This window comes from Methylobacterium soli (genome assembly GCF_008806385.1).
GTDB lineage: Bacteria > Pseudomonadota > Alphaproteobacteria > Rhizobiales > Beijerinckiaceae > Methylobacterium > Methylobacterium soli.
This window is the reverse complement of the sequence record NZ_VZZK01000002.1, coordinates 88989-111128: the sequence shown is the minus strand read 5'-3', so window position 1 is coordinate 111128 and position 22140 is coordinate 88989. Positions and strand designations below refer to the sequence as shown.

Genomic DNA, 22140 nt, shown 5'->3' with positions numbered 1-22140 from the left:
GGACCTATGGCAATCAACGCGATGTTGAAGGAATCAGATGGTTTCGAGGATTAAGGTTTGCTGAACGCTAGAATGGACACGCTTCGGAGTTCGAGCACTTTCGTTCGACGGTAACAGGAGATATCAATTCTCCGGAGAGCCAGGAACTCGCCGCGCTCGCGTTTAGTCCGCCACGGCGCGGCCAAATCCCCTATCAGAATGTCCGGTTGGTGACCATACCTGTCTCAGATCCCGCCGCGATTCGACGGGCGCCGGCCGCCGATCGGCCGGCTGCGGCGATCGCGGCTCACCCGGACCACGGTCCCGGCGGACCCGTTGCGGGCGTTAGGCCAGCATCTCGGCGAAACCTGGGCGCTACCTGAATTCAGCCTCGATCCCGATCGCCGCCGAGGCTCGACCGTAAGCTGCCGCGGGCGCCGGTGTCGAGGCCAAAAATACAATCAAAGATTGTAATGTGACGGTTCCGTCGATCGGGATCCAACGGGACCTGCGCGCTTGGCCGAGACGCCCTCGCGCCGCAGGGTCTCGCGGAGGCGAAGGCGCCGGGGCGGGCGCGCGACTGGTCCGCCATCACGACCCGGTTGTCCCCCTCAACGTCCGTAGACGTCCTCGACCCGGATGATGTCGTCCTCGCCCGTATAGGAGCCGACCTGCACCTCGATGAGTTCGAGGGGGATCTTGCCGGGGTTGGTCAGGCGGTGCATCGAGCCGATCGGCAGGTAGATCGCCTCGTTCTCGTGCACCAGCACCACGCGCTCGTTGAGCGTCACCTCGGCCGTGCCGCGCACCACCACCCAGTGCTCGGCCCGGTGATAATGCTTCTGCAGCGACAGGCGGCCTCCGGGCGAGACCTGGATCCGCTTGACCTGGAAGCGCTCGCCGATATCGATGCGCTGGTACCAGCCCCAGGGGCGATACATGCGCCGGTGGGCCTCGGCCTCCGGGTAGCCCTTGGCCCGCAGCACGCCCACCAGATCCTTGACCTGGCCGGCCTTGGCCTTCGACGTCACCAGAACGGCGTCCGGGGTCGAGACCACCACCACGTCCTCGAGCCCCACCACCGCGGTGACCTGCTCGCCCTCGCTGTGCACCAGGCTGCCGCGCGTCTCGATCAGCTCGACCCGGCCCCGCACCGCGTTGCCGGCAGCGTCCTGGTCGAGGACGCTCCAGACCGCGTCCCAGGTGCCGACATCCGACCACGCGAACGAGACCGGCAGCACGCCGGCGAGCCGCGTGCGCTCCATGACGGCGTAGTCGATCGAGGTCTTGGGCGCCTGCGCGAAGGCCGCCGCATCGAGGCGCACGAAGTCGAGATCGCGCACCGCGCCCTCGAGAGCGTCGCGCGCGGCCGCGAGGACCGCGGGGGCATGCGCTTCGAGTTCCGCCAGCATCACGTCGGCCCGGAACAGGAAGTAGCCGGAATTCCAGACCGCCCCCTCTGCCAGGAGCCGCTCGGCGCCGGACCGATCGGGCTTCTCCACGAAGCGGGCGACCGCGTAGGTGCCGGGCGCCCCGGGCAGGCTCTCGCCCGGCTGGATGTAGCCGTAGGCGGTGGCCGGGCCCGTGGGGGTGATGCCGAGCGTCATGATGTGACCGGCGCGCGCGCCCGCCGCCGCCGCCCGGGCAGCCGCCACGAAGGCCGCCGTGTCGCCGATGACGTGGTCGGCCGCCAGGATCAGGACGATCGCCTTCGGGTCGATGCGGGCGGCGTGGCAGGCCGCGACCGCGACGGCGGCGGCCGAATCCCGCCGCTCGGGTTCGAGCAGGATGTCGGCCGGCACCCCGGCCTCCTTCAGTTGCTCGGCCACGATGAAGCGGGCCTCGGCCTGTGTGAGGACGCTGAGGCGCCCGAACGCGCCGGGATCGGCCACGCGCGCCGCCGTCGCCTGGAAGGTGGATTCGGTCTCGCTCACGAGCCGCGAGAACTGCTTGGGCATGCTCTCCCGCGAGGCCGGCCACAGCCGCGTCCCCGATCCTCCGCACAGGATCACCGGGAGGATCAGGTCAGGCTGAGACATCGCACACCGCCGAGATTGCCATCCAGAAAACCGCCCCGGCAGGAGCGGCCCGCGCCTTTCTGACCGATCGGGCCCCCCGCTGTAAACGTTGGCACAGGACTGAAGCCCCGCGAAACCGCGGCCCCGGCATCATCGGCGGGCCGCCGCAAGGCCGCGCGCCGGTTCCCCGAGGCCGGATCGTCAGCGCGCCAGCGCCCGGGTCACCGTCTCACGCCAGAACGCGAGGGTGTCGGCGAGCGTGGTCTCCCAGGGGATGCCGGGCGCCCAGCCGAGGACGGCCCGGGCGCGCGCGGCGTCGCCGATCGCGAGCGGCGTATCATTAGGACGCATCCGCGCCGGGTCGGGCTCGATCCGGATCTCGCGGCGCGCCAGGGTGCGGAGGCCGTCGAGCGCGTCGCCGATCCGTCGCGGCACCCCGGAGGCGATGTTCAGGATCTGCCCGCCCGCGAGATCCGGCACGAAGATCGCCCGCACATACGCGTCCACCACGTCGCGCACGTCGAGGAAGTCGCGAAGGGCGTCGAGATTGCCGACCTGCAGCACCGGCGCCTGCAGGCCGGCCTCGATGCGGGCGACCTGCGCCGCGAAGGCCGGAACCACGAAGGCCGTCGATTGCCCCGGGCCCGTGTGGTTGAAGGGCCGCAGGCGGACCGATCTCAGGCCATCGCGCGCCATCTGGCCGATCAGCAGGTCGGCCGCGGCCTTCGAGGCCGCGTAGGGGTTGGTCGGGTCGAGGAGGGCGGTCTCGTCGAGGGCATCGCTGCGCGTCTTGAAGGTGCCGCCGTAGATCTCCGAGGTACTGACGAAGAGGAAGCGCGCATCCGGCGCCTCCTGCATCACCGCCGCGGCGAGGTTCAGGGTCCCGCTCAGGTTGATCCGGAAGGTGCGCTCCGGGTCGAGGCGCGCCTCATGCAGGGCCGCGACCGCCGCGAGATGCACCACGGCACTCGGCCGCACGGACCGGATCGCGGCCCGAACCTGCGCGGCGTCGGTGATGTCGAGGTCGAGGGTTTCACAGCCGCCGAAGGGATCCGAATCGGCAGGCCCCTGCATTCCCGGAGATCCCGGCGCTGCGCCATGACGGCCGGCGACGATGCGGATGTCGCCGCCGCGCGCGGTCAGCGCGCGGACCAGGTGCCCCCCCACGAAGCCGCCCGCACCCGTGATCAGGATGCGCTCCGTCATGCCCGCTTCTCCGGTCTGGACCGCTACGCGGCTCTCAATCTCTGATCTGACGCGCCCTGTGCCGCCGAACCGGTCTCCGGTTCGGCGGAGGGCGCTCTAGCGAACGCCCGCGAGCCGCTTGAGGTCGGCGTCCACCATCTCCTGGATCATCGCCTCGAGGGTCGTCTCGGGCTCCCAGCCGAGCTTGGCTTTCGCCTTGCCCGGATTGCCGAGCAGCACGTCGACCTCCGCCGGGCGGAACAGGTTCGGATCGATGACGAGGTGCTTGTCCATCGACAGGCCGACATGGTCGAAGGCGATGCGGCACATGTCGCGGACCGTGACGGTGCGCCCGGTCGCCACGACGTAATCGTCGGCGACGTCCTGCTGCAGCATCAGCCACATCGCCTTGACGTAGTCGCGAGCGTGGCCCCAGTCGCGCTTGGCGTCGATATTGCCGAGGCGCAGCTCGTGGCCGAGGCCGAGCTTGATCCGGGCCACGCTGTCCGTCACCTTCCGGGTCACGAACTCGATGCCGCGCAGCGGGCTCTCGTGGTTGAACAGGATGCCGCTCGACGCGTGCAGCCCGAAGCTCTCGCGGTAGTTCACCGTCATCCAGTGCCCGTAGAGCTTGGCCGCGGCGTAGGGCGAGCGCGGGTAGAACGGCGTCGTCTCGCTCTGCATCGGCTCCTGGATCAGGCCGTACATCTCGGAGGACGAGGCCTGATAGAAGCGGGCATCGGGCTTCTCGATCCGCACGGCCTCCAGCACGTTGGCGCAGCCGAGACCCGTGACGGCGCCGGTCAGCAGCGGCTGCTGCCAGGAGGTCTTCACGAACGATTGCGCCGCAAGGTTGTAGACCTCGTCGGGCTGCACGCTGCGCACGACGCGCATCAGGCTCGACAGATCGGAGAGATCACCGTCCACGAGCGTGACGTCGTCCACGATGCCGAGCCAGCGCAGGCGCAGGTCGTTCACGTCCGTGGTGCTGGAGCGCCGCACCAGCCCGTGGACCTCGTAGCCCTTCTGGTGAAGGAGCTGAGCCAGATAGGCTCCGTCCTGCCCGGTGATGCCGGTGATCAAGGCCTTCTTCATGAAACGCTCTGCAGTCCGATGTGAGGAGATACCCGCCCGCGCGGCTCAGGACGCGATATAGCCCTACAACCCGGACGTCAAAAATCGGCGCGTGTGTCGGAGCCCAGGGTGCACCCGAGATGCAGGCCGGGGTTGCATCGGGCCAGCGCTTGTGGCCTCACCCTTCAAACATCTGCATTCTTCAGACCTCCATCCCTCGGAGACCGGTCATGACGCGGCTCGTCAATCTCGAGCGATTCGCCAAGATCCGCGCCCTGCACGATCGGACCGAGCATGACGGCGAGCGGGCCGCGGCCCGGCACTATCTCGACGCGGTCGCGGGCGCCGACGGTCTCGCGGCGCCCGGGCAGGCGCCCGCGGGTTGGACCGGGACGGGCGCGGCCCAGGGTGCGGGCGAGGTCTACCTGGAGGTCCAGCTCTACGGGCAGGTCGGCCCCTTCCGAGTCGTGCGGGTGGTGCGCAGCGATGTCAGCCTCGGCCTGACCCACGTGGTCGTCATCAGCCGCTCGGAGCGCGAGCCGCATTTCATCGCCGGCTTCCCGGATACCGAGGAGGGGATCGGCATCGCCGATTACGTCGGCCCCGCCGTCATCCAGGCCCTGGCGCTCGCGGGCGGCGGATTCAGCCCGTCGGGCGACCCCGCCTAGGTCGATGATGGGCTCGCATTCCGGGTGATCGGGCGGGTGCCCGGCCGGTCGGTGCTCCAGCGCTCCCTGCCGGCGCGGCGCCCGCCGGGCAGCCGCGCGCCCTTGACAATCCGGCAGCCGCCCGGGGATGCCGGGCCGCAGGGAAACACCTCCCGGCGCGACGAGGACAGGTGATGCGGGTTGAGGCGACGGCGATACCGGACGTGAAGGTGGTGCGTCCGCAGCGGTTCGGGGACGATCGGGGCTGGTTCTCGGAGACCTACCGGGCGGACCGGCTCGAGGAGGCGGGTGTCGCCGCGGCCTTCGTGCAGGACAACCAATCCTTCTCGGCCCCGGCCGGCACCGTGCGGGGCCTGCACTTCCAGCTCGCCCCCGCCGCCCAGGCCAAGCTCGTGCGCGTCCTCGCGGGCGCCATCCTGGACGTCGCCGTCGACCTGCGCCGCGCCTCCCCGACCTTCGGCCGCCACGTCGCCCTGCGCCTCGACGCCGCCGGGGGCGAACAACTCTTCGTGCCCGCGGGCTTCGCCCACGGCTTCTGCACCCTCGAACCCGACACCATGGTGGCCTACAAGGTCGATGCCTATTACAGCCCCGAGCACGACCGGGCGCTCCTGTGGAACGATCCGGCGCTCGCCATCCCCTGGCCGGTCAGCCCCGAGACCGCCATCCTGTCGGCCAAGGATTCCCGCGCCCCGACGCTCGCCGGCCTGCTCGCCGCCCTGCCGGCGCCGTTCTGAGCCCAGCCTGAGGAGACGCCCATGCGCATTCTGGTGACCGGGGGCTGCGGCTTCATCGGCTCGGCCCTGGTCCTGCACCTCGTCGGGACCCTCGGCCACGAGGTGCTCACCCTCGACGCCCTCACCTACGCGGCCAATCCGGTGTCGCTCGCGCCGCTCGCCGACGACCCGCGTCACCGCCTCGTCGAGGCCGACATCTGCGACGCGGGCGCCGTCCAGGCGGCCTTCGCGGCGTTCGCACCCCAGGCCGTGATGCACCTGGCCGCCGAGAGCCATGTCGATCGCTCGATCTCGGAGCCGGGCGCCTTCGTGCGCACCAACGTGATCGGCACCCAGGTGATGCTGGAGGCCGCGCGCGCCCATTACGAGAGCTTGAGCGGCCCGGACCGGAGGGCGTTCCGCTTCCTGCACGTCTCCACCGACGAGGTTTACGGATCGCTGCCGCCGGGCGGCTTCTTCACCGAGGCGAGCCGCTACGACCCGCGCTCGCCCTACTCGGCCTCGAAGGCGGCCTCCGACCACCTGGCGCGAGCCTGGCACGAGACCTACGGCCTGCCGGTGCTGGTGACGAATTGCTCGAACAATTACGGGCCGCGCCATTTTCCCGAGAAGCTGATCCCGCTGATGATCCTCAACGCGCTGGAGGGCTGGCCGCTGCCGGTCTACGGCGACGGCCTGAACGAGCGGGACTGGATCCACGTCGAGGACCATGCCCGCGGCCTGGTGGCGGTGCTGGAGCGGGGCCGGGTCGGCGAGACCTACCTGCTCGGCGGGCGGGCGGTGCGCTCGAACCTCGCCGTGGTCGAGGCCCTGTGCGCGGCCTGCGATGTCCTTCGCCCCGCCGGGGCGCCGCATGCGCGCCTGATCACCTTCGTGGCCGACCGGCCGGGCCATGACCGGCGCTATGCCATCGATCCGGGCAAGGCGCAGGCCGAGCTCGGCTGGGCGCCGGAGAAACGCTTCGAGGCGGCTTTGGCCGAGACGGTGGGCTGGTACCTCGACAACGCGGCCTGGTGGCGCCCGATCCGCGAGGGCCGCTACAAGGGCGAGCGCCTCGGCCTCGGGGCGGCTCCGTCCACGGCTCGCTCGCCCGCTGGGGCGGGCTGAGCCCCACGGAGATTTTGATCTTATGGAGATCCTGATCCTCGGCGGCGCCGGCCAGGTCGGCACCGAATTGCGGCAGGCGTCCTGGCCCGAGGGCGTGCGCCTGCACGCTCCGGACCGGGCGAGCCTCGACATCACCGACGAGGCGGCTTTGGCGCGCGTCCTCGACGAGCGCCCCTACGCCGCCGTGATCAATGCGGCCGCCTACACGGCCGTTGACCAGGCCGAGACGGCGGTGGGCGCGGCCTGGCGCCTGAACGCGCTGGCGCCCGCCTACCTCGCCGCCGAGACCGGCCGCCGCGCCATCCCGCTGGTCCAGGTCTCGACCGATTATGTCTTCGACGGGACCGGGACGGGAGCCTACACGCCCGAGGCTCCGGTCAACCCGCAGAGCGTCTACGGGGCCAGCAAGGCGGCGGGCGAGGGGGCGGTGCGCAGTGCCAACCCGCGCCACGCCATCGTGCGGACCGCCTGGGTGGTGAGCCCGCACCGGAGCAACTTCGTGCGCACGATGCTGCGCCTCGCAGCCGAGCGCGAGCGCCTGAGCGTCGTCGACGACCAGCGCGGCTGCCCGACCTCGGCGGCCGACCTCGCCGCGGCGTTGCGCCTGATCGCGCTGCGGCTCGCGGCCGACCCGGAGGCGCCGACGGGCACGTTCCACTGCGTCAATGCGGGCGTGACCACGTGGTGCGGCTTTGCCCGGGCGATCCTGGCCGGGGCGGCCCGGCGGGGCGGCCGCGCGGTGCCGGTGGACCCGATCCCGACGCGGGCCTACCCGACCCCGGCCCGGCGCCCGGCCAATTCCGAGCTCTCGACCGCGAGCCTGACGGCGGCCTTCGGGATCGCGCCGCGGCCCTGGGGCGCGGCGCTCGAAGACATCCTCGACCGGCTCGTCGGGCCGGTCCGCAGCCAGGAGGGCTGAGACATGAAGGGCATCGTACTGGCGGGGGGCTCGGGCACGCGTCTGCATCCGGCGACGCTGTCGATCAACAAGCAACTGCTGCCGGTCTACGACAAGCCGATGATCTACTACCCGGTCTCGGTGCTGATGCTGGCGGGCATCCGGGAGATCCTGATCATCTCGAGCCCGGAGCACCTCGACAATTACAAGCGCCTGTTCGGCACCGGCGAGCAGTTCGGGCTGACCTTCTCCTACGCGGTGCAGCCGCGGCCCGAGGGGCTGGCGCAGGCCTTCGTGATCGGGCGCGACTTCGTCGGGTCGGACCCGGTGGCGCTGATCCTGGGCGACAACCTGTTCTTCGGGGCCGGGATGTCGGAGCTTCTGGGGCGGGCGGCGGCGCGGGACGCGGGGGCGACGATCTTCGCCTACCACGTCGAGAACCCGCAGGCCTACGGCGTGGTGAGCCTGGACCCCCAGGGGCGCCCGACCCGGATCGTGGAGAAGCCGCGGGAGCCCGATTCGACCTGGGCGGTGACGGGCCTGTACTTCTACGACAACCAGGTGCTGGACATCGCCGCGCGGGTGGAGCCGTCGGCGCGGGGCGAACTCGAGATCACGAGCGTGAACGCCGCCTATCTGGAGCGGGGGCAACTCGCGGTGGAGCGGATGGGGCGGGGCTACGCCTGGCTCGACACAGGCACGCATGACAGCCTGCTGGAGGCCTCCGAGTTCGTGCGCACGATCCAGAACCGGCAGGGCCTGCAGGTGGCCTGCCTGGAGGAGATCGCCTACCTGCAGGGCTTCATCGGGCGCGACCAGCTGGTGGCCCGGGGCGAGCTCTTCGCCAAGACCGCCTATGGCCAGAACCTCCTGAGGCTCGCCCGGGAGACCTGAGGGCGTCTCCATATTTCAGTCGCGATCCTGGGTCAGGGAGGGCGACGAGACTCCCGGGCGCGAAAACACCCCATGATCACCGATCGGCAAGTGCAGGCGCCCCGGCGCAGCCGCATGGACGCCTACCTGCAGGTGCTCCACGCCCTGATGCTGCGCGACATGCGGACCCGCTTCGGCGGCTCCTATTTCGGCTACGCCGTTGTCGTGCTTTGGCCGGTGGTGCACACCTTCATCCTCGTCGCCATCTACGTCTTCCGCAAGGTTCCGGCGCCTGTCGGCGACAGCCGGGCGCTGTTCTTCGCCTCGGGCGCGGTGCCGGTGCTGATCTTCCAGTACATCTCCCGCGAGGTGATGAAATCGGTTCTGATGAACAAGCCCTTGACCTATTATCCGCAGGTCAAGAACTTCGACGTGATCTTCGCCCGCATCCTGGTCGAGATCGTCACCGGCTTCCTCGGGCTGATGCTGGTGTTCCTGATCCTCGTGGCGATCGGCGTCGATCCGCGCCCGGCCGACCCCGTCATGGCGGTCGGTGGCTATCTGGCGGCGATCCTGCTCGGTATCGGCATCGGGACGATCAATGTCGGCATCGCGGCGTTCTTCCCGGGCTGGCTCATGGGCTATGCCTTGTTCGGGCTGATCATGTACATCGCGAGCGGGGTGTTTATCCTGCCCAACTACCTGCCCGAGCAGATCTACGAGATCCTGAAATGGAACCCGGCCCTGCAGATCGTCGAGTGGGTGCGACTGGGCTATTACCCGGGCCTGCAGATCCAGGTCGATTACATGTACATCATCCTGTTCGCCCTGACCTCGCTGTCGCTCGGATTGCTCCTGGAGCGGCACGTCCTGCGCAAGCGCAGCTGAGGCGACACCCGGGCCCGCGGGCCGCTCCCGGCCCGCAGGCTCGCTTGGCGGCCTCATCACAATCTTGGCGTGCGCTTCGCCCCGATCACGTGTCGCGCCCCGGCCACAAGGCGCGCAGGAATGAACCGGGGCAGGTAACCAACGATTAACCCTGTTCGCCCTATGCCTTAACGGAGAGGCAGGGGAAACGACCGCAGACCGATGCTCGCACGCACGCGCCTGATCCGCTCCGCTCTACTGGCGCTCGCCCTGATCGGGGCCGGGCCGGCGCGGGCGCAGGACGGCGACAAGGCCCGCCCGAGCGCGGTCGCGATCGCGGCGGAACTGGGCACGAGCCCCAACGGCCCGACCCGGCTGACCCTCACCCTGTCGAAGCCCGTCGAGGCGCGCGCCTTCGTGATGGAGCGGCCAGACCGGGCCGTGATCGACCTCGCCGAGGTGAATTTCCAGCTCCCCGCCGAGACCGGCCGGCGCCGCGAGGGCCTGGTGCAATCCTTCCGCTACGGCCTGTTCGCCCCCGGGCGCTCGCGCATCGTGGTCGATCTGGCGGGTCCCGCCACGGTGGGGCGGATCGAGACCACGACCCGCTTGCGCGACGGCGCCGTGCTGCTCTCGATCGAGTTCCAGCGCGCCGACCGCGAGGCGTTTCGCAAGGCTGCCGTGGCGAGCGACCCGGCTCCGGTCCCGCGCAAGGCCGCCGGCGCCGGCGAGCCCGGCGACCCGCGCCCGCTCATCATGGTCGATGCCGGCCATGGCGGCACCGATCCGGGCGCCATCGCGGCGACCGGGGCCTTCGAGAAGGACATCGTGTTCGGTTTCGCGCAGGCCCTGGTGAAGCGCCTGGAGGGCAGCGGGCGCTACCGCGTGCGGATGACCCGCGACCGGGACGTGTTCGTGCCGCTCGGCGACCGGGTGCGGATCGCCCGCGAGGCCAAGGCCGACCTGTTCGTCTCGATCCACGCCGATTCGATCTCGGCGGCGCCCCAGGTGCGCGGCGCCACGATCTATACCGGCTCCGAGAAGGCGACCGACGCCGAATCGGCCCGCCTCGCCGACCGCGAGAACAAGGCGGACGCCGCCGCCGGCACCGATTCGAGCGAGGGCCCGAGCGACATCGCCGACATCCTGCAGGAACTCACCCTGCGCGAGACCCGCGGCTTCTCCTCGGGCTTCGCCCGCACCCTGATGGGCCAGCTCGGACCCGTGATGGAGATGAGCGCCAAGCCCCATCGCGAGGCGGGCTTCCGGGTCCTGCGCTCGCCGGACGTACCGAGCGTGCTGGTGGAACTCGGCTACCTGTCGAGCAAGCGCGACCTCGACCTCCTGCAATCCGAGAGCTGGCGCGAGAGCGTGACGGGCTCGATGGCCCGGGCCATCGACCTGTTCTTCACCAACCGCGCCACCCTGGTGCGGCCCGCCGGACCGACCCGGCGCGCCGCCGCCATCGCCCCAGTTTCACCATAGATCCGGTGTCGATACGGGGTTAACGAAGCCCCGGTCGCGACGTCGCGCAATCGACATCCGTGCGCGGGCATGACACCACCGCCCGGCAGTCGCGAGCCTCGCGTTCGAGCGAGCGGACGCGCCTGGACGCGTTTCTCGCGTCCGCGGGCGGCGGCAGAGCAACCGACGACGGGACACCGGATGCGCTTCATCCTTCGCTTCTTCGCCTTCCTGTTCAGCGCGGGAGCCGTGGTGTTCGTCCTCCTCGCGGCGGCCGGCGCCTTCTTCTACTGGAAGTACAGCCAGGACCTGCCGGACCACGCCGCGCTCGCCAATTACGAGCCGCCCGTGATGACCCGCGTCCACGCCGCCGACGGTTCGCTGCTGGCCGAGTACGCCCGCGAGCGCCGCCTCTACCTGCCGATCCAGGCGATGCCGAAGATCGTGGTCGCGGCCTTCCTGTCGGCCGAGGACAAGAACTTCTACAAGCATGGCGGCATCGATCCCGAGGGCATCGTGCGCGCCGCCCTGACCAACGCCAAGAGCGGCAAGAAGCAGGGCGCCTCGACCATCACCCAGCAGGTGGCCAAGAACTTCCTGCTCTCGAGCGAGCAGACCTTCGACCGCAAGATCCGCGAGGCGCTGATCGCGCTGCGGATCGAGGCGACCTACTCGAAGGACAAGATCCTCGAGCTCTACCTCAACGAGATCTTCCTCGGCACCATCGTGCCGGGCCGCAACCTGCACGGGGTCGCGGCGGCCGCCCTCGATTATTTCGGCAAGTCGGTCCACGAGCTGACCATCAACGAGGCGGCCTACCTGGCCGCGCTCCCCAAGGGCCCGAACAACTATCACCCCTACCGCAAGACCCAGGCGGCCCTCGACCGGCGCAACGAGATCATCCGCCTGATGGCGGAGAACGGCTACATCACCAAGGAGGAGGCGGAGGCCGCCAAGAAGACCTCGCTCGGCGTCAACCCGCGCGTCGCCTTCCCGAACGCCGCCAACGCCAACTACTTCACCGAGGAGGTCCGCCGCGAGATCTCCGAGCGCTACGGCGAGAAGAAGCTCTACGAGGGCGGGCTCTCGGTGCGCGCCACCCTCGATCCGAAGATGCAGGCCTGGGCCCGCAAGGCGCTGGTGGACGGCCTCGTGCGCTACGACCAGTCGCATGGCTGGCGCGGCGCCCAGACCAAGGTCGACCTGACCGGCCGCGACTGGGGCATGGCGGTGGCCGAGGTGCCGGCGCTCGGAGACGTCGCCCCCTGGCGCCTCGCCGTGGTGCTCTCGACCAGCGGCGGCGTCGCCCAGATCGGCCTGCAGCCTCGGCGCGAGGCCGCCGGCACGGTCTCGAAGGAGCGCGAGACCGGTACGATCCCGGCCGAGGGCCTGAAATGGACCGGCCGCAGCGCGGCCTCGGCCCTCAGCCCCGGCGACGTCATCTATGTCGAGGCCATCGACGGCGGCCGCGGCCAGTTCCGCCTGCGCCAGAAGCCGGAGGTCTCCGGCGCCATCGTGGCGATGGACCCCTATACGGGCCGCGTCCACGCCATGGTGGGCGGCTTCTCCTACGACGAGAGCGAGTTCAACCGCGCCACGCAGGCCCAGCGCCAGCCCGGCTCCTCGTTCAAGCCGATCGTCTACTCGGCGGCGCTGGACAACGGCTACACCCCGTCCTCGATCGTGCAGGATTCGCCGATCACCATCGAGGCCGGCCCCGGCCAGGAGGCCTGGACGCCCTCGAACTATGATGGAAAATCCGGCGGTCCGCACACGCTCCGCTACGGGATCGAGCATTCCAAGAACCTGATGACGGTGCGCCTCGCCAAGGATGTCGGCATGCCGCTCATCGCCGAGTATGCCCGCCGCTTCGGCGTCTACGACGACATGCTGCCGGTGCTGCCGATGTCGCTCGGCGCCGGCGAGACCACGGTGATGCGCATGGTCACCGCCTACTCGATGCTGGCCAATGGCGGCCGCCGCATCCGCCCGACCCTGATCGACCGGATCCAGGACCGGATCGGCGAGACGATCTACCGCCACGACAACCGCAAATGCGTCGGCTGCGATGCCGAGAAGTGGTCGGGCCAGGACGAGCCGAAGCTGGTGGACGATTCCGAGCAGGTCCTCGACCCGCTCACCGCCTACCAGATGGTCTCGATCATGGAGGGCGTGGTCCAGCGCGGCACCGCGACGATCCTGAAGCAGATCGGCAAGCCGCTGGCCGGCAAGACCGGCACGACGAACGACGCCAAGGACGCGTGGTTCGTGGGCTTCTCGCCGGACCTCGCGGTCGGCGTCTATATCGGCTTCGACAAGCCGCGCTCCCTGGGCGACCGCGCCACCGGCGGCGGCCTCTCGGCCCCGATCGCCCTCGACTTCCTGAAGCAGGCCCTCAAGGACAAGCCGCCGACGCCCTTCCGCGTGCCTCCGGGCATCAAGCTGATCCGGGTCAACGTGGCGTCCGGCATGCGCTCCGGCTCGGGCGAGGGCGGCGGCACGATCCTGGAGGCCTTCAAGCCCGGCACCGCCCCGCCGGATGCCTACGTGGCCCAGCCCGCCGCGCCGCCTCCCGGCGCCGTGCCGGCGGATGCCGACCGCGCGGCCCAGGCCGGTGGCCTCTACTGAGACCAGGCCGGCGGCCTCTACTGAGACGAGGGGCGGGACCCATCCGGTCCCGCCCCGGCTCCCTCGGCAGATCTCAGCGTCGTAGGGAAATCCCGTCGCGTGGCCTCGCCGGGGCGGCGGCGACCTCGAAGCGCTCGATGAAGCGCAAGCCGTCCCAGAGCTCGACGGCATGCGCGCCGTCCAGGGTCTCGGCGATGGCGAGGGCCGCGGGATCGTCGTCCGCCGGCACGCGTTCCGTGCGCAGCACCAGCCCCTCCTGGCTGAGGATCAGGGCGCGGTAGCGCGGGCGGTGCGGGCCGGCTTCCTGCCACGCGGGGCGGAAGGGAGCGCTGGCCATGATGTCTCCTGTCGGCATCGATCGATCGCGGCCTGCGGGAAGCACGGCCGTGAATCGCCGCCAGATTGCTCCTGATGAATTCAAAATACTAGCGGTTGCGCGTCATGAAGCCGTCGGGGCGCGCGCGGCCGCGCACCCGGCGGCGCAGGAAGGCGAGGGCCGGCCGCTCGAAGGCCAGATGATAGGCCAATCCGCAGGCGACACCCAGGAGGATGCAGAGCGCGAGGCTCACCGGCCAGGGGCGGAGCATCTCGAAGCGCCCGGCGATCCGGGCCCCCAGGGAAGCCACCGGGTTGTGCACGAGATAGATTGCGTAGGAGGCGTCTCCGAGGCGGATCAGCCAGCCCGGAGCGGCCAAGGATCCGGCCCGTTCGAGCCAGACCGCGCCCGCCACCAGGAACGCGACCGCGACGCCGAAGCCCATGCGCGCCGGACCGGCGGGGTCGGTCCCGAGGGCGAAGAAGGCGACAAGGCCCGAGAGGCCGACCGCGAGGGCGGGCAGGGCCCAGGCCGGCGAGAGCCGGGAGACCGCGCGCGCCGCCAGCATCCCGGCCACGAACTCGGCGTTGATCGGCGCGAACAGGCTGAGCCAGGTCGGCGCCGCGTAGGCCGTCTCGAGGCCCAGGCCGATCCCGGCCAGGATCAGCCCGACCCAGGCGGCCACGATCCAGGCGAAGCCCCGCACGACATAGGAGAGCAGGAACAGGGCGTAGAACATCATCTCGTGGACGAGGGTCCAGGCCGCCGCGAGCGCCGGCGGCGCCCCCGTGGGCAGCAGGGTCAGGGAGGTCACGAGGCTCCACGATCGCTGGCTGCCCGAGACCTGGGGCAGGACGAGGTAGAGGCCGATCATCGCCAGCGCCGCCGGCCAGTAGGGCACGTAGATGCGCATCAGGCGCTTGCGCGCGTAGGCGCCCGCCGCGGCCGCGCCCCCGGGATCGTCCTGATGCGCGTGCAGGATGATGAAGCCGCTGAGCACGAAGAAGAAATCGACCCCGAAGGCGCCGCGCTCGAAGGCGTAGAAGGCGCCCACCGGCAAAGCCTGCGCGTAGTCGCGGGTCGCGATCGCCGAATGGTAGGCGACGATCGCCAGCGCCGCGAGCGCACGGCCCGCCTGCAGGACGGTGATGACCTTCTCGCTCCTGCTCCTCATCGCGTCGTCCCGGCTGCCGCCCCCTGCATAGACCAGCGGAGCCGCCCTGCCTGTACCCGCGCGGCCACCGGCGGGCGGCGCCTCAGAACGAGGCGCGCACCCCTCCGAAGAGGCTGCGGCCGTTGCCCGGGTAGAAGGCCGTGAGCGCCGCCGCGCCGCCGGGGGGCGCGGCGGCGTTCGTCACCACCGCGATGTCCGAGACGTAGCGCGTGTTCGCGAGGTTGCGCGCATCCAGGAACAGCGACACGCCGTTGGCGAAATCGATCCCGGTCTGGATGTTGAACAGGGCGTAGCCCGGCACCTGCAGGGTGTTGGCGTGGTCCGCATAGGCGCCGAGCGGCACCCAATCCACCGAGGGCGAGAGGTAGAACCCGCTCGGATGGGTGTAGGTGAGGACCGTGCGCAGCACGTCCTGCGGAATCCCGGCGATCTGGTTGTTGCCGAAGACCGGGTCGTTGACGAAGCGGAAGTCGTTGTGGGTCCAGATCTGGCTCACCGTCAGGCGGTCGCCGATGCCGGTCAGGTCGCGCGCGAGATCGAGCGCGACCGCCGCCTCGACGCCCTGGTGCCGGGTGCGGGGGGCGTTGAAGGTCGCGGCCGGGATGCTGAGCCCCGGATTGATCGCGTAGTTGATCAGCTCATCCCGGATCTCCGAGCGGTAGAGCGTGACGTCCCAGGACAGCCGGTCGATGCGCCCGCGCGTGCCCGCCTCGTAGGTCCAGGCGCGCTGGGCCTGGAGCGGCACGAAGGTGGTGTTGAGACTGTTCGACTGAACGAGGTCGGAGAAATCCGGCACGTCCCGCGAGCGCGTGATGTCGCCGAAGACCTGGATCTCGGGCAGCGGCTGCCAGAGCAGGCCGAGCTTCGGGTTGACGCCCGCGTAGGTCTCGTTGGCGAAGGAGGCGAACTGGCTCGTGCCCGTGAAGCCGCCCTTGTTGCTGTAGGTGCGGTTCGACGAGAACAGCTTCGCGCCCGTCATCAGCGCCACGTCGGGGAGGAACCAGAAGCGGTTCTCGCCGTAGGCTTCGAGGTTCGAGGCACTCTGGACCGCGTTCAGCGTCTGGGTGCCGCGATTGCCCCGGATGTTGACGTATTGCTGCGCCGCGTTCCGGCCCGCGAAGGCGCGCAGGCCCAGGATCGTGTCGTTGCGGAAGCCCGCGATGTCGAAGCTGCCCTGCCAGTGCGGGGCGATGCCGTAGGTCCAGCCGTCCTGGTCGATCACCTGGAAGATCGGGTGATACAGCGACTTGTGGATCGCCCAGCTTTCGATATCGAGCTTGCCGACATCGAGCACGAAGGAGGTGCGGTTGGCGATGCGCTCGGTCTCGACCTTGCGGGACTGGTTGAGGGTGATCGCGGCCGGGTTGGCGAGCGTCGGATTGTTCAGCGCGTTGAACAGGGTCAGCGAGCCGGGCAGCTTCTGGTCGGTCAGGTAGACGCCCATGTAGAAGCGGGTCTCGACGCCGGGCGCGAGCCGGTAGCCCACATTGGCGTTGAAGTTCTGGGTGCGCTGGGTCTCGTGGTCGCGGTAGCCGTCCGCGTTCGTCAGGGTGCCGTTGATCAGGAAATCGGCCGGGCCGGAGATGCGGGAGAACTGGAAGTTCTCGCGGATCGTGTTGAACGAGCCCCCGTCGATCCGCAGGATATTCGGCGCGAAGGCCGTGTAGGCGGTCGGCGTCACGAAGTTGATGGCGCCGCCGAGCGTCGTCGCCCCGAAGCTCAGCGCGTTGCCGCCCTTGAAGACCTCGACGGACCGGAGGGCGAGCGGGTCGATCTGGTAGAAGTCGCCGCTGCCGTCGGCGAGGTTCAGAGGGATGCCGTCCTGCAGCAATTCGAGGCCGCGCAGGTGGAAGCCGCGGCTGACGCCCGAGCCCCGCACCGAGAGACGTAATTCCTGTCCGTAGCGCTCCTGCACGTAGACGCCGGGCACGTCCTTGAGGACGTCCCGCAGGGTGTTGGCGTAGCGGTCCTGGAAATCCTTCGCGTCCACGAAGGCCACCGAGCCGACGGTGGCGTTCACCGCCGCGCGCTGCTCGGCGACGCTCGGCACCGTCACGGAGCCGGGGACGGGGGTGGCGCTGACCGAGAGCTCGGACAGGGCGGCGCTGGCGGCTCCCGGCTCGGCGCGCGCGGCGGATGACAGGAGGAGGGCAGGGGACAGGAGGAGGGCAGGGGACAGGAGCAGGGCGAGCGGCGGGGCGCCCGGTCTGGAAGCGCGGGACATCGGTCGGACTCCGGACGGCGCCCGGCCTGATCGAGGGGGCTGCGCATCCATGCGGGGAGAGGGCGCGCGGGCGGCCGCGCGCGATCGGGCCGAGATTGCGGACGCGGCCGGGGCTCAAGCCCGCGCGTCGCCCCGCGAGGGAGCGGCGCGCGTCAGCCCGGATCCCGGCCCGATCCGGTCAGTGGTGGTGATGCCCGCCCGCGGCCTCGCCGTCGGGCGCCTGCGCGCCGATCGGGGCGACCGAGAAGGTGACCGGCACGGTGCCGGCGCGCGCGAAGGTCAGGCTGCCCTGCACCGATTCGCCGGCCTTCGGGCCGCTCGTCAGGTCCTGGAACATCAGGTGCAGCCCGCCGGGCTTCAGCTCCACGGTCTCGCCGGGCTTGATCGTCAGCCCGCCCTCGACCGGCGCCATCCGCATCACGCCGCCCTCCATCGACATGGCGTGGATCTCGCCGCGCGCCGCCTGCGGGATCGAGGCCGCGATCAGGGTGTCGGGCGTGGTGCCGGTATTGGTGATGCGCACGTAGCCGCCCGCCACCTTGGCGCCGCCCGGGGTCGCCCGCATCCAGGGCGTCGCGATCGCGAGATCGCCGGCCTTGGTCACGGCGGGGCTTGCGGGCCCGGCGGCGCTTTTCTCCGCCGCCGCGGCGCTCTTCTCCGCCGCCGCCACGATGAGGACGCCCGGCGCGGGGGATCTCAGGTCCTTCGCGCTCTGGCCCGCGGCCGGGGTCTCGCTCCAGCGATACTGGCCCGTGCTGCAATCCTGCTCGACCGGGAAATAGACAATGCTGCCCGGCGCGAAGGCGTCCGAGACCCGGGCGAAGAAGGTGAACTCGTCGATCTGGTCGTCCGGCAAGGCGCCGCCGCTCCAGGTGATGCTCGTCACGCCCTCGCTGACGGTCCCGTGGAAGGATTGGTAGGGCTTCCCGTAGGCGCCGCGCGCGGTGGCGATCTGCCAGCCGGGCTTCGGCATGGGCTTGGCGCCGACCATCCCCTCGGGGATCATCACGCGCACCCGCGTGGTCGGCTGCCCGTCGCAGCCATGGGTGATCTGGACGACGCCGCGATAGCTAGAATTCGGGCTCGCCACCTTGCGCTCGAGGCTCGCGTGCGCGAGGGCGGCGCTGGCGGACAGGGTGACCAAGAGGGCGGCGCAGAGCTCGGCCCGGGGAATGCGGTGCATGGCAGGATTTCCGTCTGTCTGAAGGGATCGAAGGTGATCGGTTCAGGCGACGGGCGGTCCTCGCGGATGGGCGATCGTGCCGGGCGGTCCGCGGGCGGAGGGGGCTGCTGCCGGGGCCCAGGTGATTCGGGTCGCGGCGCGCAGCGACCAGGCGAGGGGGCGCGCGAGGGGCCGCGGCGGCTCGGCGCCGGCGGCGAGCTGGGCCGCCGTGCAGCAATCGCCATGATGGTGGGCGGCCGGCGCGGCGGGGCCGTCATGGGCCGGGCCGCCCCCGTCGAGGGTCAGGCAGAGGATGCCGTCGGGCCCTGCCGGGGCCATCGGCATCAGGCCGCCCAGGAAGGCCTGCAGCGCCAACGCGTAGAGCGCGATCACCGCCGTGATCGCGCGCAGGCTGCTCGCTCTGGTGTGCCTCGTGCCCATGGGTTCTCCCCCATAGGCGATGGCCGGTCGTCGCGCCATCATTGCCTCGGCAACAACCCCGGCGCTGTTGCCGCAGGGCCGCACCGGGCGCGCGTCTTCGGCCGATGTGCGCCCCGGCACAGCGGCGCCATATTCTAGCCCGCAGAGCATGGGTTCTTAACTGTACCTCGACACCTTGAGGGCACGGGATACGCGGCGCCTCGACGACGCGATCCGGATATGCCCCAGCCATGGACCAGAGCTTCCGCCCGATGCTGACACAGGCTCCCACTCCCCGCGCGCTCGGCCTCGCCCTCCTCACCACGGTCGCGCTCGCCGCAGCCCCCGCGCTCGCCCGCGATCCGGGCGGCTTCGCCCAGGCCGAATGGGCCCAGGACTACGCCTCGCCCGCCACCATGCAGGTGCAGCGCTCCTCGACCCCGATTCTGTCGCCACAGACCGTGGCGGCCACCGAGCAGATGGTCGAGCGCTACAAGGACATCGTTGCCCGCGGCGGCTGGCGCCCGGTCTCCGGCGCGGATCGCCTGCGCATCGGCGCCAAGAGCCCCGCCGTCGCCGCCGTGCGCCAGCGCCTCATCGTCACGGGCGACCTCGACGCGACCTCGGGCGCGTCCGGCGTCTACGATTCCTACGTGGCGGCGGCCGTGAAGCGCTTCCAGGCCCGCCACGGCCTGAGCCAGACCGGCACCATGAGCACGGCCACGCAGCAGGCCATGAACGTGCCGGCGGATGTGCGCCTGCGCCAGCTCGAGATCAACGCGGTGCGCCTGCGCTCCTATTCGGGCAATCTCGGCCAGCGCTTCGTGATCACCAACATCCCGGCGGCGCTCGTCCAGACGGTCGAGAACGGCCAGGTCGTGACCCTGCACGCCGCCGGCGTCGGCAAGATCGACCGCCAGTCGCCGATCATGAACACCAAGGCGACGCAGATCAATTTCAACCCCTTCTGGACGGTCCCGGCTTCCATCGTGAAGAAGGACCTCATCCCCAAGATGCAGAAGGACCCGACCTACCTCACCGAGAACAAGATCCGCATCTTCTCGGGTGAGACCGAGGTCTCGCCGGCCTCCGTCAACTGGAACTCGGACGAGGGCACGCGCTACCGCTACCGCCAGGATTCGGGCGCCGACTTCAACTCGATGGGCATCGTGCGCATCAACATCCCGAACCCCTACGGCGTGTTCATGCACGACACGAACACGAAGGGCGTGTTCGGCGACGATTTCCGCTTCATCTCCTCGGGCTGCGTGCGCGTGCAGAACGTGCGCGAGTACATCACCTGGCTCCTCAAGGACACGCCCGGCTGGGGCCGCGCCGAGGTCGAGCAGGCGATCGAGAGCGGCAAGCGCGTCGACGCCACCCTCAGCAGCCCGGTGCCGGTCTACTGGACCTACATCACCGCCTGGGCGACCCCGGACGGCCTCGTGCAGTTCCGCGACGACATCTACAAGCGCGACGGCGTGAACGTGCCCTCGACGATCTCGGCCCCGACCCCGGTCGCGAGCGCGCAATCGACCGTGCCGGAGAGCTTCGAGCCCGGCGACGAGGAGAACTGAGACCGCCCCTGCGGCGCCAGCCGCTCGCGCAAGGGAAAAGAGAGGGCGCGCCACCGGCGCGCCCTCTCTTGTTCAGCCTGTCGAAAATGAGGCGGCTCCGACATGCGGTGATCCCCCTCGGCGCGATGTCGCAGGAGCCCGGTCGCGCGCGCCGACGCAGGCAAGCCCCGATCCCTACGTTCCTTATATGTTCCAGGCATCGTCAACGCCGCGGACTGCACATCCCCGTGATCCCGTGATGGGCCGGCCGACGCCGCTCTGAATTTTTTTGAGGGGGGCGGCAAATTCGCCTGTGCTTGGCCTGGCATCCCAGCCCGTGTAGTAATTCGCGCTCGAACGCCTGCCCGTGAACGCCGACGGGTCAACCGGGTGCGTCAGCCCGAAGAGAACAGCAAGAGGCCATCCATGAGCGCCGGTACCGCCGCCGACAAGCATTTCTCGAACACGTTCTTCTCCGCGTCCCTGGCGGAGGCCGATCCGGAGATCTCGAAGGCCGTCGAGCAGGAACTCGGCCGGCAGCAGCACGAGATCGAGCTGATCGCCTCGGAGAACATCGTCTCGCGCGCCGTCCTCGAGGCGCAGGGCTCGGTGCTGACGAACAAGTACGCCGAGGGCTATCCGGGCCGGCGCTACTATGGCGGCTGCCAGTTCGTGGATGTGGCCGAGAACCTCGCCATCGAGCGCGCCAAGCGCCTGTTCGATTGCGGCTTCGCCAATGTGCAGCCGAATTCCGGCTCGCAGGCGAACCAGGGCGTGTTCATGGCCCTGATGCAGCCGGGCGACGTCTTCCTCGGCCTCGATCTCGCGGCCGGCGGCCACCTCACCCACGGCGCGCCCCCGAACGTCTCGGGCAAGTGGTTCAAGCCCGTCTCCTACACTGTGCGCCGCGAAGACCAGCGCATCGACATGGAGCAGGTCGAGCGCCTCGCCCACGAGCACAAGCCCAAGGTCATCATCGCGGGCGGCTCGGGCTATCCGCGCCACTGGGACTTCGCCAAGTTCCGTGAGATCGCGGACGCGGTCGGCGCCTATTTCTTCGTCGACATGGCCCATTTCGCGGGCCTCGTGGCGGCCGGCGTCCACCCGTCGCCGTTCCCGCACGCGCATGTCGCCACCACGACGACCCACAAGACGCTGCGCGGCCCGCGCGGCGGCATGATCCTGACGAACGACGAGGCGCTCGCCAAGAAGTTCAACTCGGCGATCTTCCCCGGCCTCCAGGGCGGTCCCCTCATGCACGTCATCGCCGGCAAGGCGGTCGCGTTCGGCGAGGCCCTGAAGCCCGAGTTCAAGATCTACGCCCGCCAGGTCATCGAGAACGCCAAGGCGCTCGCCGACACCCTGATCTCGGGCGGCTACGACATCACCTCGGGCGGCACCGACAACCACCTGATGCTGGTCGACCTGCAGAAGAAGGGCCTCACCGGCAAGGCGGCGGAAGCCGCGCTGTCGCGCGCCGACATCACCTGCAACAAGAACGGCGTGCCCTTCGACCCGCAGAAGCCCACCATCACGTCGGGCATCCGCCTCGGCACCCCGGCCGGCACCTCGCGCGGCTTCGGCGTCGCCGAGTTCAAGCAGATCGGCGGCCTCATCGTCGAGGTTCTCGACGGTCTCGCGGCCAAGGGCGAGGCGGGCGACGCGGCGGTCGAGGCCGCCGTCAAGGAGAAGGTGCACGCCCTCACGGCGCGCTTCCCGATCTACGGCTGAGGCCGACCTCCCGTCCGGGTGGTTGACCTTCCGGACCGGCGCACACCACGTTAGAGAAC

18 protein-coding genes are annotated in these 22140 nt (G+C 70.2%); 10 read left to right on the top strand and 8 right to left on the bottom strand.

Translation table 11 applies throughout. From position 1 onward, the window contains the following. Positions 1–590 precede the first annotated feature (590 nt). From F6X53_RS02625 to gmd, 3 genes are all read right to left on the bottom strand, one after another. The gene (locus F6X53_RS02625; RefSeq protein WP_150996937.1) at positions 591–2018 is read right to left on the bottom strand and encodes a mannose-1-phosphate guanylyltransferase/mannose-6-phosphate isomerase; all 1428 of its coding nucleotides are present in this window, start codon (positions 2016–2018) and stop codon (positions 591–593) included. 180 nt (positions 2019–2198) lie between these two features. After that, positions 2199–3203, bottom strand: coding sequence for a GDP-mannose 4,6-dehydratase (locus F6X53_RS02620; protein ID WP_150996935.1), 1005 nt, complete (start codon positions 3201–3203; stop codon positions 2199–2201). 96 nt (positions 3204–3299) lie between these two features. After that, positions 3300–4277, bottom strand: a complete 978-nt coding sequence (gmd, locus tag F6X53_RS02615) for a GDP-mannose 4,6-dehydratase (RefSeq protein WP_150996933.1) — start codon at positions 4275–4277, stop codon at positions 3300–3302. Between the two features lie 209 nt (positions 4278–4486). Between gmd and F6X53_RS02610 the strand changes: the two genes are divergently transcribed. The 8 genes from F6X53_RS02610 (at position 4487) to F6X53_RS02575 (ending at position 13498) form a co-directional block, all read left to right on the top strand. Then, on the top strand, positions 4487–4924 hold the full coding sequence (locus F6X53_RS02610) for a hypothetical protein (protein WP_150996931.1): 438 nt from the start codon (positions 4487–4489) through the stop codon (positions 4922–4924). A gap of 173 nt (positions 4925–5097) precedes the next feature. After that, the gene (rfbC, locus tag F6X53_RS02605) at positions 5098–5661 is read left to right on the top strand and encodes a dTDP-4-dehydrorhamnose 3,5-epimerase (protein ID WP_150996929.1); all 564 of its coding nucleotides are present in this window, start codon (positions 5098–5100) and stop codon (positions 5659–5661) included. Between the two features lie 21 nt (positions 5662–5682). Beyond that, positions 5683–6768, top strand: coding sequence for a dTDP-glucose 4,6-dehydratase (gene rfbB / locus F6X53_RS02600; RefSeq protein WP_150996927.1), 1086 nt, complete (start codon positions 5683–5685; stop codon positions 6766–6768). Positions 6769–6790: 22 nt separating this feature from the next. Next, a complete protein-coding gene (rfbD, locus tag F6X53_RS02595) occupies positions 6791–7687 on the top strand; it encodes a dTDP-4-dehydrorhamnose reductase (RefSeq protein ID WP_150996925.1) in 897 nt (298 codons plus the stop codon). A 3-nt stretch (positions 7688–7690) separates the two neighbouring features. Then, positions 7691–8560, top strand: coding sequence for a glucose-1-phosphate thymidylyltransferase RfbA (gene rfbA / locus F6X53_RS02590; RefSeq protein WP_150996923.1), 870 nt, complete (start codon positions 7691–7693; stop codon positions 8558–8560). A 72-nt stretch (positions 8561–8632) separates the two neighbouring features. Continuing rightward, positions 8633–9427 carry an ABC transporter permease gene (locus tag F6X53_RS02585; protein WP_150996921.1) on the top strand — a complete coding sequence of 265 codons (795 nt, stop codon included), beginning with the start codon at positions 8633–8635 and terminating at the stop codon, positions 9425–9427. A 201-nt stretch (positions 9428–9628) separates the two neighbouring features. Continuing rightward, the gene (locus F6X53_RS02580) at positions 9629–10891 is read left to right on the top strand and encodes an N-acetylmuramoyl-L-alanine amidase (protein WP_150996919.1); all 1263 of its coding nucleotides are present in this window, start codon (positions 9629–9631) and stop codon (positions 10889–10891) included. Positions 10892–11071: 180 nt separating this feature from the next. Next, positions 11072–13498 (top strand): penicillin-binding protein 1A, encoded by a 2427-nt coding sequence (locus tag F6X53_RS02575; protein WP_150996917.1) that lies wholly within the window; start codon positions 11072–11074, stop codon positions 13496–13498. A gap of 73 nt (positions 13499–13571) precedes the next feature. On the opposite strand, the gene F6X53_RS02570 is transcribed toward F6X53_RS02575, so the two are convergent. The 5 genes from F6X53_RS02570 to F6X53_RS02550 form a co-directional block, all read right to left on the bottom strand. Beyond that, positions 13572–13835 carry a hypothetical protein gene (locus tag F6X53_RS02570; protein ID WP_150996915.1) on the bottom strand — a complete coding sequence of 88 codons (264 nt, stop codon included), beginning with the start codon at positions 13833–13835 and terminating at the stop codon, positions 13572–13574. A gap of 88 nt (positions 13836–13923) precedes the next feature. Then, positions 13924–14988, bottom strand: coding sequence for an acyltransferase family protein (locus tag F6X53_RS02565; protein ID WP_150996913.1), 1065 nt, complete (start codon positions 14986–14988; stop codon positions 13924–13926). Positions 14989–15070: 82 nt separating this feature from the next. Further along, positions 15071–17212 (bottom strand): TonB-dependent receptor family protein, encoded by a 2142-nt coding sequence (locus tag F6X53_RS02560; RefSeq protein WP_150996911.1) that lies wholly within the window; start codon positions 17210–17212, stop codon positions 15071–15073. Between the two features lie 178 nt (positions 17213–17390). Then, a complete protein-coding gene (locus F6X53_RS02555) occupies positions 17391–18395 on the bottom strand; it encodes a DUF1775 domain-containing protein (protein WP_150996908.1) in 1005 nt (334 codons plus the stop codon). Between the two features lie 42 nt (positions 18396–18437). Continuing rightward, entirely contained in the window at positions 18438–18815 is a 378-nt protein-coding gene (locus F6X53_RS02550; protein ID WP_150996906.1) for a hypothetical protein, read from the bottom strand. 251 nt (positions 18816–19066) lie between these two features. On the opposite strand from F6X53_RS02550, the gene F6X53_RS02545 reads away from it, so the two are divergent. Next, the gene (locus tag F6X53_RS02545) at positions 19067–20371 is read left to right on the top strand and encodes a L,D-transpeptidase family protein (RefSeq protein ID WP_150997378.1); all 1305 of its coding nucleotides are present in this window, start codon (positions 19067–19069) and stop codon (positions 20369–20371) included. 405 nt (positions 20372–20776) lie between these two features. Further along, a complete protein-coding gene (glyA, locus tag F6X53_RS02540) occupies positions 20777–22081 on the top strand; it encodes a serine hydroxymethyltransferase (RefSeq protein ID WP_150996904.1) in 1305 nt (434 codons plus the stop codon). Positions 22082–22140: the final 59 nt, after the last annotated feature.